Raw genomic sequence first — 20,293 nt, forward strand, 5'->3', positions numbered from 1 at the left:
CCAGTTACTCCTTTTTACACTAGATTCCCGAATGCAGGATTTATTGATGCTTGGGCAGACAATAAACAAAATCCAGGATTGATTACGAGACAAACATTCGATCTCTTAAATGTAAATTCAACCTTAGTTTTACGAGATAATTATATTTTTTATAAAGAGAAAAAAGACTTGACCATTGAAAGTATAGCTAGAGTAGGCATTGATGTAAATGATCGTACTCCAACAGGGCTTTGGCCTTCAGATAAGGCAGGGATTAGAGCAGATATAAGTATAAATCGTAATAATGTTTAATCTAAATATAATGAAATACTGGATTACTACCTATGTATAAAATTAACATCAAGAAAAGATTGATCAACATTCAAATGTTTTTTAAAAGGTTTCTTTAATTGAACTATGATTAAATGGTCATTCAATAATTCAACGTATTTATGTAGATTTCTATAAATATTCATATATTCGAGCTAAAGGTGATTATCAAGGCTTGTGATAGAAAATAGGAATTAGGTATTTCACAGAACTTAGCTACAAGGTTAGGGTGACTTCTTTATTAAATCGATAGCACTGGATAGCATATGTTGAATATACTGTGAAATAAAGGTTTTTATTGTTGTTTTGTTATATGTTCTTTAAGTTTATGTTTTTATATCAGTTTTTATTGTAAAAGAATGCTTTTTAAAATAGGGATATGTTTTAAGGAAAGATGATTATTTTTTCCTCATATTACGATTTAAAAAGGTGAACTAAAATTCATGATTTTCCTAAATATAGGTGATGTAATCATGAATAAAAGGGTGAGAAGCTTTTCCTGTTTTAAAATAGGAAGGAGTTTAGTTTTTTGTGCGAATTCAAAATTTAATCCAAAATGGGAATTTTAAAAGTGGAACTCTTGATCCTTGGTTAGGAGAAAATACCGATGTTATTGGCTCTCCTTGTCCCTCGATAGTGGATGGCTTTAGTGCTAGGTTAAAGAGTGGTGAGGAAGTTGCGAATCTCTTTCAAAATTTTAATGTTATCACGGGTGAAACGTATCAATTAGTCTTGTCGATCGCCACTGCAGGGAAAGGAACGTCTCCTCCTGTAAAAATACGAGTGGAATACCTTAACCGGTTATTAGAAGTCGTTGGAATTGGTTTGGATGAATCAATCCCTAAAAGTCAGTTGCCTAATGGATCTGAAGGTAAATTTAATACGATTCAATTACTAACAACTGTCGTACCAAAAGAGGTGAGGTTTGCGCGGCTCATTATTGAGAAACAAGGATTGGCTTTTTCACCGAGTGTCGTAATCGATAATGTCTTTATGAGCCGTATCACAGCTGAACTAACTCCATTACCGAATACGTACGTCGGAAATACCGGTACAGATACAACTTCTATTATTTTTGAGGATAATTTTAATACCCTTACAGTAGGAAATACCCCAAATGCCATGATTCGCGCGTTTAATGGAGATACACGCTTGTTATATATTGCTTTTGGAAATGAACAATATGTTTCTGTCATTGATGTGTCGACTCAGGAGGTATTAACTACAATTCCTGTAAGTGGTGTTGCTGATTTCTATTACAATCGAAACATTGCGGTTAGTCCTGATGCTTCTAGGGTATATATGGTTACTGATCAATTTGGAACAGGTTTTGTAAACATCATTGATACATGTACGAATCAATTAGCAAATGTGGTGACTGTAGGAGAGAATCCCTTGGCTCTTGCTCTTACAAGTGATGGTTCAACATTATATGTGGCCAATGGTAATTCAAAATCTGTATCGCAACTAGATACAGAGAATTTAATAATAATCGAAACATTTGATTTTTTAGATGACTTTGGCGAATCAATTTCTTTTCTTGTTTTAACTTCAAATGAACAACAAATGATTGTCGGGGGTTTTGGTCCCCAGGGAGACTTAAGTTGTAATGGGAAATTTGAAGTCATTGATGTCGTTTCTAGTGAAGTTATTTTTAGTATAACTTATGGTACTGATACGAATGAAATTATTTATAGTATGACATTATCCTCTGATGGAGAATTTTTGTATGTTGGAACCGCAGACAATGATGAACGAACTAGGAAAACGTTTTTGAATATCTTTGATACCTCTACATGGGATTGTATAGATATACAATTATATAGTGAGTTTTTGAGTACGGGTAGTGGTAACTATTTTATTCCATATGTGATTCAGGAAGTCTCTGAGGGTGTTGGAGAGAGTTTAATCTATGTATCAGTAGTGAATAGTTCACAAGATGTAATGAATATATACGAGATTAGTCGTTGTAACAACACATTTAATACGGTGACGAATGTTTCAATAGATGGTTTTACCAATGGGTATTTTATGCTCTCTTCTGATGCATCTACCATCACAACGGCAAACCAATCAGGTAATTCAGTGTCCTATATTAGCACAGACACATTTAGTGTGGCATCAACTATAACTGTAGGGACATGTCCAGAAGTGCTTGTAGTGGATTAGATATCAAATATAGGTCTTTAGTATTCATATTACTAGTATAGTATTAATTATTGATGAGAGCTTATTCGTTGTCACAGTAAAATATGTGGAAGCCCCTTTCTAGAAATTCATTTCCATTCCTTGTATTAGCTTTAGAAAGCGCCTGCTTTATCAGCATTTCCATAGTTGACCTCGTAATAGTTTCATTCCGACTATGTTCAGTGTAGGGTTGTATCGTTTAACGCTAAAATAAAAATATCTAATTCATGAAAGTGGTGTTTTAATGGCGATCACTCAAGATTTAATTCAAAATGGAAATTTTAAGAGTGGAACTCTTGACCCTTGGATAGGAGAGAATGCCGATGTTATTGCCTCTCCTTGTCCTTCAATAGTAGATGACTTTAGTGCTAGGTTAAAGGGTGGTGAGGAAGTCGCGACTCTTTTTCAAAATTTTAACGTTATCACGGGTGAAACGTATCAATTAGTCCTGTCAATTGCAACGGCAAGGAAAGGAACGTCCCCTCCTGTAAAAATACGAGTGGAATTTCTTAACCGGTTATTAGAAGTTGTCGGAATTGGTTTGGATGAATCAATTTCTCAAAGTCAATTACCCAATGGAGCTGACGGAAAGTTTAATACGATCCAATTACTAACAGCTGTCGTACCAAAAGAGGCAAGGTTTGCACGTCTCATTATTGAGAAACAAGGATTGGCATTTTCACCTGGCGTCGTGATCGATAATGTCTTAATGAGCCGGATCACAGCTGAACTAACGCCATTACCGAATACGTATGTTGGAAATACCAGTACAGATACAACTTCAATTATTTTTGAAGATACCTTCAATACCCTCACAGTTGGAAATACCCCTAATGCGATGATTCGTGCCTTTAGTGACGAGACAAAATTGCTTTATATCGCTTTTGGAAATGAAGAATATGTATCAGTCATTGATGTTTCAACTCACACAGAAATGACAACCATCTCTGTAATGGGGACAACAGATTACTATTTTAATCGAAACATTGCGGTTAGTCCAGATGGTTCAAAAGTGTATATCGCATCTAACCAATCAGATAATGGGTTTGTAAACGTCGTTGACACGAGTACGAATCAATTAGTAGGCGTGGTGACAGTAGGCGGGAATCCTACAGCTGTTTTAATATCAAATAATGGTTCGAATGTATATGTGGGGAGTGTGGGATCTACATCGGTAGTGCAAATTGATACAGATAATTTAATCATAACAGAAACATTTACGCTTAATTCGAACTACAGATATACTCTATTTTTAGCGATCACTTCAAGTGATCAACAATTAATTGTAGGGACAGAAGGTGATCTTAGTAATCAGTGTAATGGAGATAAAGATCTGCCTGGGAGATTCTCTATATTCGATGTGAGCACAGGTGAGAGAATAATAGAGAATACATTAGCTGAGTGTGAAATTATGTATAGTATGTCTATATCCACCGATGAAATGTTTTTGTATGTAGGGACTACTTTGGCTAGTAATGGATCAACGCTTTTACGAGTATATGATACGATGCAATTTAAAGAAATTACCTGTCTTCAGTTAGTTAAAGGAGGAGCTAATTTTCCAAAGCCTAATGTAATTGCTAGTATATCTGAAGGTGAAGGAGAAGAAATTATTTTTGTTTCCGGTATAGATATAGTTATAGGATTCATTTTCTTTACTAATATTTATGAAGTTAGCCGCTGTAATGATTCTTTTACAACGATCACAAACATATGTATTGATGGTTTTACGAATGGTTTTTTTACAGTATCTTCTGATGGATCTTCTATTATAACAGCAAATCAATCTGATAACACCATATCTTTTTTTGATACAGACTCCTTTACCTTAAATACAACACTAGATGTAGGTGCAGGCCCGGAGGTTCTTGTAGTAGATTAAGCTTTACGAAATGGTATGACTATTTTTTTATTTTGAATATGAACAAAGAGGTGTCGATATGACAGTCATACAAAATTTAATTGAAAATGGGAACTTTGAAAGAGGAGAGCTATCTCCTTGGAAAGGAAAGAATGTCGATGTAATTGCCTCTCCATGTCCAGTAGTTGTAGGTGACTTTAGTGGTAGGTTAAAAGGAGGAGAAGTAGTCGCATCAATTTTTCAAAACTTCAACGTTGTTACAGGAGAAGTTTATCAACTAACCTTGTCGATCTCGACGGCGAGGAAAGGAACGTCTCCTCCTCTTCGCATTCGAGTGGAATACCTTAATCGTATATTAGAAGTCGTTGGATTTGGTTTGGAGGAATCAATTTCTCAAAGTCAATTACCCAACGGGGCTGACGGCAAGTTTACTACTGTCCAATTCATAACAACTGTTGTACCAGAAGAGGCAAGGTTTGCACGTCTCATCATTGAGAAACAAGGATTAGCTTTTTCACCAAGTGTCGTAATCGATAATGTTTTAATGATTCGGATTATAGCTGAACAAACTCCAATACCGAATACGTATGTCGGAAATACTGGTACAGATACCACTTCAATTATATTTGAGGATCGTTTTAATACACTTACAGTTGGGAACACTCCCAATGCCATGATTCGCGCATTTAATGGAGAAAAACGGTTGTTATATATTGCTTTTGGAAATGAACAATATGTTTCTGTCATTGATGTGTCCGCTCAAGAAGAATTAACAACGATTCCTGTAAGTGGTGTTACTGATTTCTATTACAATCGAAACATTGCGGTTAGTCCAGATGGTTCGAAAGTGTTCATCACGACTAATGCTGAAGCAGGATTCGTAAATGTCATTGATACGAGCACAAATCAATTAGCGGGAGTAGTGACGGTAGGTGAAAACCCAACGGCTGTTGAGATTTCGAGTAATGGGCTGAATTTATATGTTGCAAGCGTGGGATCTACATCTGTTGTTCAAATTGATACGGAGAGTTTAGTGATAACTGAAACGTATACTCTTAATTCGAACTATAGTTTTACTTTATTTTTAGCTTTGGCTTCGAATGATCAACAGGTAATTATAGGGAGTCAAGGGGACCCCGAAAAACAGGGAGACGATGATCCTATTTCAGCGAGATTTTCGGTAGTGGAGGTTAGTAGTGGTGAGACGAAAACAGAAAATATATTTGGTGGTTCTAATCTTATGTTTAGTATGGTGATCTCCCTAGATGAGGAGTTTGTGTATTTTGGCAACGAAATTGAAGATAATGAAGGTTGTGATATCGCACTATTTTACGTGTATGATACGTCTGACTATAAAGAAGTGACTTTTCTTCAGTTAGGAGTAGCAGTAGTAGATACTAGCAATCCAAATGTGATTACACAGGCATCCGAAGGTGACAACGAAGATTTTGTCTTTGTATCAGTGGTAGGACTTAATATTAGTGACATCTTTGAGATTAGCCGTTGTGGAGATACCTTCACAAATGTGACTAATATTTGTATACCAGGCCTTACTAGTTCTGGATTTGACAGAGGGTATATTTCTATATCTTCAGATGGCACTCAAATTGTAACTGCAAATGAAGGAGAGAACACAATCTCATTTGTTCCTACTGATACTTTTAATATTCGTCTCACCCTCGAAGTAGGCACCGGTCCAGCAATTCTTGTAGTGGATTAAAGAATTAATGAATACCTAGCTATCAAGTTAACGATAAGTTAGAAGTTATTAACCAAGTTTTAAATCAACTCATTTAGAGCAATTTTATTCTCTATGCAACGAATATAGGGTTTGAAAATCAAGAGTCATGAATATTTTGAATAAAGAGGTGTCAATATGACAATCATTCAAAAATTAATAGAAAATGGAAATTTTGAAAATGGACTTCTTGACCCTTGGATTGGAGAGAGTGCCGATGTGATTGCCTCTCCATGTCCAGTAGTTGTAGGTGACTTTAGTGGAAGGTTAAAGGGAGGAGAAGTAGTCGCATCAATTTTTCAAAACTTCAACGTTGTTACAGGAGAAGCTTATCAACTAACCTTGTCGATCGCCACAGCAAGGAAAGGTACGTCTCCTCCTGTAAAAATACGAGTGGAATACCTTAACTGGTTATTAGAAGTCGTTGGATTTGGTTTGGAGGAATCAATTTCTCAAAGTCAATTACCCAACGGGGCTGACGGCAAGTTTACTACTGTCCAATTCATAACAACTATTGTACCAGAAAAGGCAAGGTTTGCACGTGTCATCATTGAGAAACAAGGATTAGCTTTTTCACCAAGTGTTGTGATTGATAATGTTTTAATGAGTCGTATCACAGCTGAATTAACCCCATTACCGAATACGTATGTCGGAAATACCAGTACAGATACAACTTCAATTATTTTTGAAGATACCTTCAATACCCTCACAGTTGGAAATACCCCTAATGCGATGATTCGTGCCTTTAGTGACGAGAAAAAAATACTCTATATCGCTTTTGGAAATGAACAATATGTTTCTGTCATTGATGTATCGACTCAGGAGGTATTAACTACAATTCCTGTAAGTGGTGTTACGGATTTCTATTACAATCGAAACATTGCGGTTAGTCCAGATGGTTCAAAAGTGTTCATCACAACTAATGAATCTACAGCAGGATTCGTAAATGTCATTGATACGAGCACAAATCAATTAGCGGGAGTAGTGACGGTAGGGGAAAACCCAACGGCTGTTGAGATATCAAGTAATGGGCTGAATTTATATGTCGCAAGCGTGGGATCTACATCTGTTGTTCAAATTGATACGGAGAGTTTAGTGATAACTGAAACGTATACTCTAAATTCGAACTATGGTTTTACTTTATTTTTAGCCTTGGCTTCGAATGCTCAACAGTTAATTATAGGGAGCCAAGGTGAAGTAAGAAACACGGTTGCGAGATTTAGTGTTATTGACATTAGCACTGGTGAGGTGATCAAAGAAAATGTGTTTAATGATTGCGATATGATGTTAAGTATGGTTATTTCTTTAGATGGGAATTATTTGTATACAGGTATTAATAACATTGAAACAACAAGAAACACTACCAATTTATTTGTTTATTTTAATGCATTTGATACGACGAATTTTCAAGAAACGACAAACATCCAGTTATTCAATAATACTATTGCTTTTTCCTCATTGCCATCACCAAATGTCATTTCGGAAGTCTTTGAAGGTGAAGAAGAAACTCTCATCTTTATTTCAGCTGTGACGAGTGATGGCGTAAATAATTTATATGAAATCAGCCGCTGTGGTGATTCCTTTTCCTCTGTGACCAATAAAAGCATTGCAGGTTTTACAAACGGTTATTTTTTTATTTCTTCAGATGGGTCAACAATCGTAACAGCTAATCAATCTGATGATACCGTATCGTTTTTAAACACAAACTCGTTTAGCTTGGAGACTACTTTAAATGTTGGTTCAGGTCCAGGAGTGCTTGTGGTTGATTAGGTTTTCATCTTTTGAAGAAGGAAACATAGTGTTAGATTCATTATTTCTCCTCTTAAATGGAGAGGATTATCTAATAAATGCATGGCCAATATGGTAAGTAGATACGTTTCTACAAATGAGAAGGATCGACATAATCAACAGACATATACTCTCTCTTACCCTTTTCCCCTTAACAATTATGAATTGTTATAGTGGTGACATCCCATCGTTAAAAGAATGATAAGGCTGAATTTTGATTAATTTCCGCAATCGTCCAATCCTTTTCATGATACTTTTCATAAAATATAGAAAAATATTATAGTGAGGCTTTTAAACATGGTTATACTTTTTACTACAGGCCCTGTTGATAACACAGATTTAGCGTTAAGTAACATTGAAGTGCGTGTTCGTAATACAGATCCATCAAACAATGCTATGATAACCGTTCGACTTTTAGACGAAAGTTCGTCACCTGAGTCACTAAATAATTCGGATTCATTTACTGTTAGTGCAAACAGTACGGAAAGTGTTTTGTTCAGCGCAGCTTCATTGTCTTCGTTTTTAATTGAAGTGGAAGTCAATCTTGCAAATCGAAGCGATATCATCACTACAACGGCCATTCATCCAACAGTTACTTTGTTTAACGAGATGAGTGAGTTTGTCCAATTTATTCGCTTACTTGTTTCAAGCCCGGAGGATTTACTGGAAATAAACTATCCTGCTACGCCACAATTGAATTTATTCATACCGGATATGATCGATTGCTATGAGCAAATTTCGGGGAACTTGACCACTGATCAAATGCCGATTTCAGGTGTTGATATCACATTCGAAGTGGACGTGACCAGTGTTTCTTTCTTTCCAAACCCTTCTGTAACAGATGGAAATGGCAATTTTGTTTCGACTGTATCAGTGGGGAACCCCACCGTTACACAGCAATCAATTATTACAGCTAAAGCAAATGTTAATGGACAAAATATCCAAATAGTTGGATTGACAGAAGTGATGTGTATCGCACTCCTTTATGTAACAAATTTTGATTCTAACAACATTTCTGTCATTGACGTTGATACGAATTCGGTAATAGATACGATTACGGGATTTACAAAACCTACGGGTATTGATGTTAACTCAATAACAGAACTAGTTTATGCTTATAATACGGTGGATTCTTCAATGGTGGATACTATAACTGTAAATGCCGTGTCAGTCATTGAAGTTGGTACAAATATCATTAACACAACCATAACAGCAGGAGAAGAAGTGGGTCTTTTTGGAGTTGCGGTCAATTTAGTTGAGAATTATATTTGCTTAGCAAATGAAACAACTATGTCTACAGTTATTATTATTGATGGAGAAACTAATCTCATCACTAATACTGTAACGGTTGGTAATTTCCCAAGAGGAGTAGGTATTGACGAAATAAGAAATTTAATTTATGTCACAAACGATGATTCAAGTGTATCTATAATCGATGGAAATCAAGGGTTTGTAGTTACAACTACCATTAATGTGGGGGATCTTCCTGAGGGACTAGCCATTAATGAAGTGACCAATCGCATTTATGTTGCTAATCTTGCATCAAATAACGTATCAGTCATTGATGGAAATACATTCAATATCATTGCTACAGCAACGGTTAATAATGTACCAAGAGGAGTGGATATTAATGAGAGTACGAATACCATTTATGTTGCAAATGGAGCTAGTGATAACATCTCCGTCATCGATGGCTGGACAAATATTGTTTTGATAACGGTCACAGTAGGATTTTCTCCATTAGGAATTAAAGTGGTTGAAAGTTTGAATTATGTTTATGTAACGAATGAAAATAATATATCCGTTATAGATGGGGATTTAAATATGATCATTGCAACGGTTACGGTAGGCGATCGTCCTTTAGCTATTACATTCGTTTAATTCGTGTTGCTTTCGTCCATTAAAAAGAAGAGACGTGGATTGATAAATCTATGTGTAGGACATGAAGAAACACCAAAACCCCCTAATCTCCCATACAAGAAGGTTTAGTAGTGAGGATAAATCTTATTTCATGGATTAGCCAATGGGAAATGAGTACCTAATTCACCGCAAAATCCGCTCACGTCCATGACGCTTCTTCTTTTTTTACATATCATATATCTAAATTAGAAAAGGAGGTAAGAATGAAGTTACTAATCAAATCTATGTGACAAATTTCAATGGAGCAAGTGTTTCAGTTATTGATGGCAACTTATTTGTAATTACAGCAACTGTGCCTACAGGTGCTTTTCCTCAGTCAGTTACCGTAAATGTAGATTTAAATCGAATATATGTTGTCAATAATGGACCTGGTAACGTTTCTGTTATAGATGGGATGACGAATGTAGTAATAGCAACGGTCACTGTTGGAGGGAGTCCACAAGCGATAACCCATTTTATTTAAGTCGTTGTTTATTTCAATTTCTTAGTCAGTTTTTATTTGGAGAAACTCCTGTCAATTTTGAAACACCTCAGTAAAGTACTGTGTTATTTGGTTCATTCATGTAAAAGGGAATTATATTTTATCAAATGAAATTTCAGTTGTTATTATTCACTTGTCAGTCCAAAGTGTTCAACATTAACAAGCTTTCAAATTTTCGTCAAAAAAGTCTGAGTGCTTTTTTTAGTTTTGACTTATATTTACGTGGATGAAGAGACTGGTTTAAGTAAAAGTTATAAAATATGAGGACACTAAATTTCCTACATATGGTGCCATCAAAATAAGATTAAGCGATAAAGATATAATGAAATGGAGGAACAGTTGAATATGAAACAAGCATATAAATCAATATTAATTTTAGTACTTGTTGTTTCAATTGTTTTAATGGGTTGTAACAATACCGACGATGAAAATGGTAATCAAAATGAAATTACATCTAGTTTGAATAATGTTGAGCAACTATTAGCTAGTGTAGAAGGACAAGAAAGAGAGATGATTATTTATGTAAAGGAAGGGTCATCAGGTGATGGTTCTAGCTGGGATCAAGCCTTAGGGAGTTTGCAAGATGCATTAAATCAAGTAGAAAATGCAGAGGATACAGAAATATGGGTAGCTGAGGGAATGTATTTTCCTACTGAAGAAGATGATAGGTCCATAAGTTTCGAACTGGTTAATGGAGTTGCGCTGTATGGTGGATTCTCAGGGACGGAAGAATCAAGGTCTGACCGAGATTGGGAAGATAACGAAACCGTTTTATCTGGTGATATAGGTGAGAAGGGAAATCAGGAAGACAATTCATACCATATTGTGATTGGTGCAAACCAAGCAATCTTAGATGGTTTCATTATAGAAAATGGTTATGGATTTGTGACAGAAGGACGAATAGCTCAAGGGGGACAAGGTGAAGGACAAGGTGCATCACCAGAAGGGCAAGGTGAAGGTCAAGGGACCTCGCAAGAAGGAAAAGGAGGTCAAACACACACCACACCAGAAGCGATCCTAGAAGGTATCAGTGAAGGGATTGGTGCAGGTATGGTTAATTATCAAGCGGCTCCGATCATCATTAATTGTATATTTAGAGATAATTCGGCAATGAAAGCTGGAGCGATGTACAACATGGTCTCTACCGAGTTTGGTGAGGGAATTGGTCAAGAAAATAGTGATGGTGAAGAAAAACAAGCTCCGATCATAGTGAATACAAAGTTTATTAATAATTTTGCAATTTCCAGAGGGGGAGCGGTTAGTAACGATATAAATACATCTCCCTATTTTATTGACACACAGTTTATAGGAAATTCTACCGAACAAAAAGGTGGAGCAATGTACAATGATTTTACTTGCTCACCTCTTATTTACAATAGTTTGTTTGTTAATAATACAGCTAGCTCAGTTGCTGCAATTGGAAATGATGGAGCATCATTACCGGTCATTTTGAATACAACCATCGCGAATAATTATGCGGATGATGTAGGTGCAGGATTATATCAAGGAACAGGAAAACATCCTAATAACCCGGTTGTTAGTAACTCCATTATTTGGGGAAATGAAAGTCTTTATGATTTAGGTAATATTTATAATTGGCATGAGAGTACCCCTTATATTACGAACTCTGTTATTGAAGGAGGATATACGGGAGAAGGAAACCAAGAAGAGGATCCCCTTTTTGCTGATGTAGATAACTTGGATTTTAATTTATCTGAAACATCACCGTATGCCGGGAAAGAAATGGGATATAAAAGTGAAAATGTGAACGAGCAAACGTCTGATCGTTACGAAACAATTGTTGAAAAACTAAAAGAATCTGTTCTAAATGAACAAATGTCTGTAATGGAGATACCAGAGGTAAAAGTGGATATGGAAGAACAAGATGTAGATGTTGTGTATGTTGTAGCGGATGGGAAAGAAGGGGAGTGGAACGGGAAATCTTGGGATAATGCTTTTCGTGACATACAAACCGCTATTGATTATGCCTATGAAGCCGGTGCAGATGTTTGGGTAGCAAACGGAACTTATACTCCTACAAAGTCAGACGATCGAGTATTTCCTTTTATCTTCGCGAAGGGGTTAGCATCTACGGTGGATTTAGTGGAAGTGAAAGTACGTTAGGTGAACGAGATGTAAGGAATAATAAAACGATTTTAAGTGGAAACATCGGTAATCAAGATGATCAAACCGATAATTCGTACCATGTTTTAGTAGGAGCAAACGATAGTTTGGTTGACGGGTTTGTTATTTCTGATGGTTACGCTAATGGAGATGTCATTTACCAGCAAAAAGGTGGTGGGTTGTTGAATTACCAAGGTGGGAAAACTGGAAATTTTGGTGAATATGTCGGTTTTTCAACTGCTATCCAAAATTCAACGTTTGAAAATAACTATGCCAGAGAAGGCGGAGCGGTTTATAACTATAGCAATTCTCCACAATTTTCAACGGTTACGTTCTCTAATAATTCAGCCATATATGGAGGTGCGGTTGTTGACCGAGTTGGAGTAGACAGTAAATTGGAAAATTGTACATTTGAAAATAACAAAGCCGAATTTATGGGTGGCGCTCTTTATCTTGATTATGGCGCAAGACCAATATTGGAAGCTAGTACTTTTAACTCTAATGAGGCAGGCTCAAATGGAGGTGCCATTTACACGGTAACTAGAGCTTCACAAGTGGAGAACACGGATGTAGTGCTTAATTCAGCTCAATTTACATCAAATAAAGCTGGGTATCGTGGCGGAGCCGTCTATAATTTTGATCAAAGCTTAATGGAAATTTCCAATTCTACTTTTACCAAGAATACAGCAGAAGCTGGTGGAGCAATTGCTACTGATTACCGAGCCGAAACTACTTTAACGGATTGTTCCTTTGATCCTGAAGGTAGTGAGGGGAACAATGATCTAACAACGGATGATACGGGAATGATACATCAATAAAGGCTTGAAAGTGAAGAAAACGACAAACCTACGATATGAATTCGTAAACAACAGGTTCATCTTGACTGATGTATTTTTGAATTTTTAGCCCTCGCATGTCTAAAATGGAATGTGTGAGGGTATTTAATGTGGGGCTTACTTTAAACTTATTGTACCAAAAGTATTGAAGACAACGGTTTTGTAAGAGTGAAGGTATGAATACAGTTATTACCTTCAAATTGTTGGATTGGCCGTTTATTTAATAATATTCTTCAAAAAATAACGTAGAAGTAATTTTATTGACAAGTGACACCTCGTCTCTTATAATCGTTTTTAACAACTGGTTGTTATTTGTTGTGTAAACACTCACTTTAATATGAGGTTCAAAACCATATGAAATAATTTAGGGTGAATTTATTTTTTAAAATTTTATTAACGACGCGTCGTCTATTTTGGAGAATAACAATTTGAAAGGAATGACAGCTATGAAAAAGAAAACAGCATTAATTACTGGAGCATCCAGTGGAATCGGGAAGGAATTTGCCCATCTTCACGCCGAACAAGGAGGAGACTTAGTGATTGTGGCGAGAAGTGAGGAAAAGCTAAAAGCACTTAAAAAGGAATTAGAAAGAAATTATATAGTAAATGTTATGACCATTGTGAAAGATTTAACGTTGCCGACTGCCCCTTTTGAAATATATGAACAAGTGAATCAAGCAGGTGTCAAGATCGACTATTTAATTAATAATGCTGGAATGGGAGGTAGAGGTCTTTTCTACGAGCGTTATTTGGAAAAGGACATAGAGATGATCAATTTAAATGTAATAGCTTTAACAACACTCACACGCCTATTCTTACCTGGTTTTGTAAATCGGAATGAAGGGAAAATTCTTAATGTATCATCTACGGCAAGTTTAGTGCCTGGGCCATTACAAGCTGTTTATTTTGCTTCAAAAGCGTATGTTACGTCTTTTAGTAATGCACTTGCCGAAGAACTTTCTGATACAGATGTAACGGTGACTGCCTTATTACCTGGTGCAACAGAAACAGGGTTCAAAAAGCAAGCAGATTTAGATAACACAAAAATGTTTGATCAACCTTCTAGCGCAAAGGTTGTAGCCGAAGATGGATACAAAGCGATGGTAGCAGGAAAATTAAATGTCTTTTCTGGTCTTACGTTTCCACAAAGAATGCAAGTTGAAGCTATTCCATTCACACCAAAGAAAATGTTAATGAAACAAATACGACAAATGCAAGAGAAAAAATCTTAGTAAAGGCTGTTTAAAAAGTGAAACGAACAACACGGGACATTAACATCGCCATAAAGTAGTTTCCTCGCCCTTATTAACACTTGTCTTTTTGTGTATGAAATAATACAGTTTTGAATGAATAGGAAAATCAATTTGGGATTGCCGTTTTTCATTATACAATTCATCTCAGTTTTATCGTTAATCATGATAGTAGAGGTAATTTTATAGGGTTTTCCATGGGTATATGAACGTGGTCTAGGCTATAATTGTATAAAATGAAATCCATATTATGACAAGGAGTGGTGGTTATGGGATTTTCTCGGGCTCGAACGAATGAGCAAAAACAACAACGAATAGATGCAGTGGTAAAGGCTACAGCTCATCTATATGACACAGTTTCATATGATGACATTACCTTTGCGGCTATTGCCAAAGAAACAGGTTTTGCAAGGTCCAATCTCTATATTTATTTCACTAGTAAAGAAGAAATTTTACTAGAACTTTTAATCCATGATTTGCGTTCATGGTCCGAGGATATTGGAGAGGCATTTCATGTTCGAAAATCGTATACGGTAGAAGAGGTGGCTGAGGGATGGACGAATGCCTATCTCAAAAACAAACGTCTCTTAAGTTTGCTCGCGATTTTATTTACTGTATTGGAAAAAAACGTATCTACAGAGGCGCTTGCTCAATTTAAAAGAAAGATGATGGAGGTTCAACATCGTGTCCTTGAATTATTAGGTGGACTATTGCCTTCTATACATGAAGAAGTACTTGAACAGTTTTTAATTAATCAGCTTGCTTTAGTTCAAGGGTTGTATCCAATGGCTTTTATTACTGAGCGGCAAAAGCAAGCGATTGAAGAATCAGGGACAGGGTATGTTGCACCTGAATTTGCATCATCTTATTTAAATGTTATTACTGCTTTACTGAAAAATCTTAATAAAGAGTCAATTTCGTAAGGACAGGAAAACGAAAAATGACGATCTGCATTACAGCTTATGAAAAACAAACGGAGGAAAAACATGAAAACAGTTAAAGAAACCCTATGGACAAGATCGTTCATCATGATCATTATAGGGAATTTATTTATGTTCATATCATTTCAAATGCTTATTCCGACTCTCCCGCCCTATATTAAGTCATTAGGTGCGTCAAGTTTGGAGATTGGACTGGTTACAACTTTATTTTCTGTTGGTGCAGTGCTTAGTCGTCCTTTCATTGGTTATATGCTGGAATATAAAAAACGAAAGCCTCTTGTTTTAATAGGGGTGATTGCTTTACTAATGATCACCCTTATTTATCCTTTAACAAGCATTGTCATCTTGCTCTTATTATTGCGATTCATTCATGGGTTAGCATGGGGATGGTCCACGACTGTCATTAGTACGGCAGCTGTAGACGTTGTACCAAAATCACGTCTAGGGGAGGGTATGGGATATGCTGGATTATCAACCGTCATTGCACTCATTATTGCTCCTAGCTTAGGGATCTATTTATTTCAAGAGACATCCTTTTCTAATTTAATCATTACCTCGAGTGTTTTTGGAGTTATTGCTATTATTCTATTGGTCTTTTTACAAGATCAAACACCATCAAGAGTAAGGAGAGCTAACAGGAATGGTATCACATTTTCGTACCTTGGATCGCTTGTTGAAAAGTCAAGCTGGTTTCCAGCGTTTATTCTTCTTTTAGTGACGTTCGGATACGGATCTATTATCACGTTTCTCGTTATTTTTGGAGAGGAGCGTGGTATAGCCCACATCTTCTTATTCTATTTGTTTAATGCGCTGTTTGCCACTTTATCTCGTCCGATCATTGGCAAATGGTTTGACGAAAGAGGACCTAAAGGACTTGTCTTGTTTTGTATTGGTGTAACATTCATGGGAATGTGGGTGTTATCTTTTACCCATTCCGATTTATTGATATCTATAGCCGGTATTTTGTTTGGAGTCGGGTATGGTTCATTAATTTCTACACTGCAATCGTGGATTCTTTTAATGGCTCCTGATCATAGGAGAGGAGTAGCTAGTGGGATGTTCTTTTCTTCCATTGACCTTGGAACAGGTTTAAGTGGATTGGCCTTTGGATTATTAGCTCAATTTGTTGAACTAGGCATTCTATTCCAAATATCCAGTTTCTTCTTTATACTTGCAGCTGCTGTAACGTTGATGGAACCTCGCATACAAAGGAATTATGTTCAAGTTTTAAAATAATTATGGTGTGTTGTATTTTTTTATAAAAAGACTACCTTTCCTGTAGATTCGTTATGGTTTATGGAGAGGTAGTCTTTTTAGTGAATTACTATTGAATAGCTATAGAGAAAGGATTACTTGTATATTATTTTCAAACAAATTCTAGTCTAAAACTTAACCATTTTATTAGACCATAGAGAACCCTATATTAAAACTCGAATAGAATGTATTAATGAACTTTTTTCATTTTATGAAAGCAATTGTCTATGAATTTTAAGCTTTAATTTAAACGTAACGAGTGATGATATTTCCAGGTATAGGAGTGCTCTTTATGAGTGTTATTCAAGATTTAATTGAAAATGGAAATTTTGAACAAGGAGAACTTGACCCTTGGATGGGAGAAAATGTAGATGTGATTGCTTCTCCTTGTCCCGTAGTTGTGGGAGACTTTAGTGTTAGGTTAAAAGGTGGGGGAGTAGACGCAACCCTTTTTCAAAATGTGAATGTCATCACGGGTGAAACATATCAATTAACTTTTTCTATCGCAACAGCTAGGAAAGGGACGTCTCCTCCTGTAAAAATACGAGTGGAATACCTAAACCGATTATTAGAAGTGGTTGGATTTGGTTTGGATGAATCAATCTCTCAAAATCAATTGCCTAGTGGGGCTGAAGGGAAATTTAATTCGATTCAATTACTAACAACTATTGTACCAGAAGAGGCAAGATTTGCACGTCTCATCATAAAAAAAGAAGGACTGGTTTTTTCACCGAGCGTTATAATCGACAATGTTTCGATGAGCCGAATCAAAGGGGAACTTACCCAGATACCTAATACGTATGTCGGGAATACGGGTACAGATACTACCTCGATTGTTTTTGAAGAAACGTTTAATACTCTTACCGTTGGGAATACTCCAAATGCGATGATTCGCGCATTTAATGGAGAAACAAGGTTGTTATATATTGCTTTTGGAAATGAACAATATGTTTCAGTCATCGATGTTTCCACTCAGACAGAAATTACAACCATCTCTGTAATGGGGACAACAAATTACTATTTTAACCGTAACATTGTGGTTAGTCCAGATGGTTCAAAAGTGTATATAGCGTCTAATCAATCTCAATCAGGGTTCGTAAACATCCTTGATACGGGTGCAAATCAATTAGCAGGAGTGGTGACAGTAGGGAATAACCCTTCCGATCTTGCAATCACAAGTAATGGTTCAACAGTGTATGTGGCATATGATGGATCTACTTCTGTAACTGAATTGGATGTAGAAAGTGCAACCATAATAGAAACGTTTGATCTTAGTGGAGACTTTTCTTGTATTCAATTTATTTTCTTGGTTGCAGATGACCAACAACTTGTTGTGGGTGGGAAACAGTTTTCTGGTGGTGCAGGCGCTGATTTCGGTTCATTTGCCGCTTATATCATTAGCACAGGTGAGAAGATTGTTCAAGTGCAATTTGCTCCTATCGATGACCTTGAATTTATCGGAAGTATGGCGGTATCTTTAAATAAGGAGTATGTATACTTTGCCAATACTAATCAGGTTGGATTTGATCCAAGTACAGCATTTCTCCGGGTGTATGATATATCAACGTGGACTGAAGTTACAAACTTGACATTTATCAGTGATAGGGCATTTTTCTGTCCGACTGTGATTGGAGAAGTTTCCGAACAAGAAGGAGAATCTCTTATTTTTGTGTCAGTCGTGGGTGATTTCACCAGATTATATGAAATTAGTCGTTGTCAAGATGAATTTACATCTGTGACTAACATATCTATGGATAATTTTTCAAATGGTTATTTCTCTATCTCTACTGACAGATCGACTATTGTAACGGCAAATCAATCAGGTAATTCAGTGTCTTTTATTGGAACATCTACCTTCAATGAAGATTTCATCTTAAATGTTGGAACAGGTCCACAAGTTCTTGTGGTGGATTAGTTGAAGAATGACCTATTAACTAGTGTTGGAAGTGGCGTCTTTTTTAGAATAATAAGATCTAGGGTAGAAAGATTGAAGTTTTTTTGTTAGGTACTCTCAGTTTATTTGGAGTAATTGGTGTTTTAAGGGACAATTCCATCGTTTCATAAAACATAATGTATAAACTTTATTTAGGAAGAGATATCGAGGTTTTCTAGCTCTAGTGTTATACGAGTCCGACGCACAGGTAGTGCTAGCATCATCGTTAGCTGTTTTTAGATGATGAGCATATTTTTGTTATAGTGGCAAGTCATTTTAGTTGGAACATTATTCTCCATGTTAATTGGTGTGATCTTTGGGGTTTTACCTGCTAACAAAGCAGCAAAACTTGATCCTATTGACTCACTACGATACGAATAAGCAACAAAAGGAAAGACCCATCGTTCATTGATAACGAAGGGTCTTTTTTAGCTCCCAAATGTATGTGGATAAACATCTGCATGTGCTTTTCCTATTCCTATTCATCATCATTCGAAAACATATAGACTTTATAATGATAACGAATGCCAAATATTAAACCGATAGCAAGCATGCTACCTAGAATGGAGCTCCCCCCATAGCTAACAAGAGGAAGGGGAATCCCTGTAATAGGGAGCAAACCAACTGTCATTCCAGCGTTTTGAAAGACATGAAAGGCAAATAAACTTATCACACCTGCGCAAATATAACTATTAAACGGTTCATTGGACTCTAAAGCTACTTTCACTAAGTAATAAATGAGCACAAAGTATACACTTAAAAGGATACTAACACCAATAAAGCCAAACTGTTCACCGATTACAGCAAAAATAAAATCGGTATGGTTCTCTGGAATATATACTTGCCCCTGGCCTAATCCTTTTCCGAAAATTTGCCCTGATCCAATCGCTTTCATCGAGTTAATTAAGTGATAGGCAGCGTTTCCTTGATACTTCTCAGGTTCAAGCCATGCATAAATTCGATAAAAGGCATACTGCTTTATCCCAAGATATTTCTCAAGTATTTCAGGCTTGTTAATAACTAAGTAAAAAATAGTCGTAATAAACATGGCAATTAAAGACGTTCCAAGCAAGATAATTCGCCAAGCGATACCCGAGACGAAAATTAAGCCTGTTAATATCGCCATGATCACAAGAGCAGTTCCTAAATCAGGCTGTTTTACAATTAATAATATTGGGACGGTTGTTACCATACCCATTTTTAAAAGAAGCCATAAGTCTGATCTCAAGTCTCGATTAGGATTTTTTTCGTTATGATCATGAATTAAAGTGCTTAATTGAATAATTAAAAATACTTTCATAATTTCCGCTGGTTGAAAAGAAAAACCTAAAATTTGAAACCAAGCTTTAGCCCCATTGACTGGTCTGGCAATCGATTCAGGAGCAATGGCTAAAAAAATAAGTAATAAAATTCCGAATCCATACAAGTACCAAGACATCTTGCGAAGCTGTTCAGAATCAAAAAACATGACGGTAATGGCTACGCCGATCCCTACAATATAGTATAGGACTTGTTTAATTAAGTGACTAGTTGCGCCATACTGAGAAGAAGTCAGTTGTGCCCCATATATTGAGATGCAGCTAATGCAGAATAATAAAAAGACAATAAAGGCTAATTGATAGTCAAAACGGTATGGAGGTTGCTTTTTAGGCGAATCCATATTATCCACCT

General features: G+C 36.2%; 14 protein-coding genes and 1 pseudogene. 14 read left to right on the forward strand and 1 reads right to left on the reverse strand.

Annotation, left to right across the window (positions count from 1 at the left end; genetic code table 11):
* Positions 1 to 168: 168 nt before the first annotated feature.
* The 14 genes and pseudogenes from LC087_RS03395 to LC087_RS03460 form a co-directional block, all read left to right on the forward strand.
* On the forward strand, positions 169 to 291 hold the full coding sequence (locus LC087_RS03395) for a hypothetical protein (RefSeq protein ID WP_264189855.1): 123 nt from the start codon (positions 169 to 171) through the stop codon (positions 289 to 291).
* 549 nt (positions 292 to 840) lie between these two features.
* Entirely contained in the window at positions 841 to 2,478 is a 1,638-nt protein-coding gene (locus LC087_RS03400) for an NTTRR-F1 domain (RefSeq protein WP_226539755.1), read from the forward strand.
* 262 nt (positions 2,479 to 2,740) lie between these two features.
* A complete protein-coding gene (locus tag LC087_RS03405; RefSeq protein WP_226539754.1) occupies positions 2,741 to 4,378 on the forward strand; it encodes an NTTRR-F1 domain in 1,638 nt (545 codons plus the stop codon).
* 58 nt (positions 4,379 to 4,436) lie between these two features.
* Positions 4,437 to 6,077: an NTTRR-F1 domain gene (locus LC087_RS03410; RefSeq protein WP_226539753.1), complete on the forward strand. Its 1,641-nt coding sequence runs from the start codon at positions 4,437 to 4,439 to the stop codon at positions 6,075 to 6,077.
* Between the two features lie 156 nt (positions 6,078 to 6,233).
* Positions 6,234 to 7,865: an NTTRR-F1 domain gene (locus LC087_RS03415; protein WP_226539752.1), complete on the forward strand. Its 1,632-nt coding sequence runs from the start codon at positions 6,234 to 6,236 to the stop codon at positions 7,863 to 7,865.
* A gap of 315 nt (positions 7,866 to 8,180) precedes the next feature.
* Positions 8,181 to 9,764, forward strand: coding sequence for a YncE family protein (locus LC087_RS03420; protein WP_226539751.1), 1,584 nt, complete (start codon positions 8,181 to 8,183; stop codon positions 9,762 to 9,764).
* Positions 9,765 to 10,029: 265 nt separating this feature from the next.
* On the forward strand, positions 10,030 to 10,266 hold the full coding sequence (locus LC087_RS03425) for a YncE family protein (protein ID WP_226539750.1): 237 nt from the start codon (positions 10,030 to 10,032) through the stop codon (positions 10,264 to 10,266).
* Between the two features lie 363 nt (positions 10,267 to 10,629).
* Positions 10,630 to 12,408: a hypothetical protein gene (locus LC087_RS03430; protein ID WP_306020018.1), complete on the forward strand. Its 1,779-nt coding sequence runs from the start codon at positions 10,630 to 10,632 to the stop codon at positions 12,406 to 12,408.
* On the forward strand, positions 12,294 to 13,226 hold the full coding sequence (locus LC087_RS03435; protein WP_306020019.1) for a hypothetical protein: 933 nt from the start codon (positions 12,294 to 12,296) through the stop codon (positions 13,224 to 13,226). The genes LC087_RS03430 and LC087_RS03435 overlap by 115 nt, the downstream gene beginning before the upstream one ends.
* Before the next feature lie 455 nt (positions 13,227 to 13,681).
* Positions 13,682 to 14,476 (forward strand): SDR family NAD(P)-dependent oxidoreductase, encoded by a 795-nt coding sequence (locus LC087_RS03440; RefSeq protein ID WP_306020755.1) that lies wholly within the window; start codon positions 13,682 to 13,684, stop codon positions 14,474 to 14,476.
* 287 nt (positions 14,477 to 14,763) lie between these two features.
* Positions 14,764 to 15,417, forward strand: coding sequence for a TetR/AcrR family transcriptional regulator (locus tag LC087_RS03445; protein WP_226539749.1), 654 nt, complete (start codon positions 14,764 to 14,766; stop codon positions 15,415 to 15,417).
* Positions 15,418 to 15,480: 63 nt separating this feature from the next.
* Positions 15,481 to 16,671 carry an MFS transporter gene (locus LC087_RS03450; RefSeq protein WP_226539748.1) on the forward strand — a complete coding sequence of 397 codons (1,191 nt, stop codon included), beginning with the start codon at positions 15,481 to 15,483 and terminating at the stop codon, positions 16,669 to 16,671.
* A 310-nt stretch (positions 16,672 to 16,981) separates the two neighbouring features.
* Positions 16,982 to 18,604, forward strand: a complete 1,623-nt coding sequence (locus LC087_RS03455) for an NTTRR-F1 domain (protein ID WP_226539747.1) — start codon at positions 16,982 to 16,984, stop codon at positions 18,602 to 18,604.
* Positions 18,605 to 18,886: 282 nt separating this feature from the next.
* Positions 18,887 to 19,003, forward strand: a pseudogene (locus LC087_RS03460) (ABC transporter permease); the annotation flags it as partial.
* 97 nt (positions 19,004 to 19,100) lie between these two features.
* Here LC087_RS03460 and LC087_RS03465 read toward each other — a convergent pair.
* A complete protein-coding gene (locus tag LC087_RS03465) occupies positions 19,101 to 20,282 on the reverse strand; it encodes an FtsW/RodA/SpoVE family cell cycle protein (RefSeq protein ID WP_226539746.1) in 1,182 nt (393 codons plus the stop codon).
* Positions 20,283 to 20,293: the final 11 nt, after the last annotated feature.

The organism is Bacillus carboniphilus, from assembly GCF_020524035.2.
GTDB lineage: Bacteria > Bacillota > Bacilli > Bacillales > JAIVKR01 > Bacillus_CC.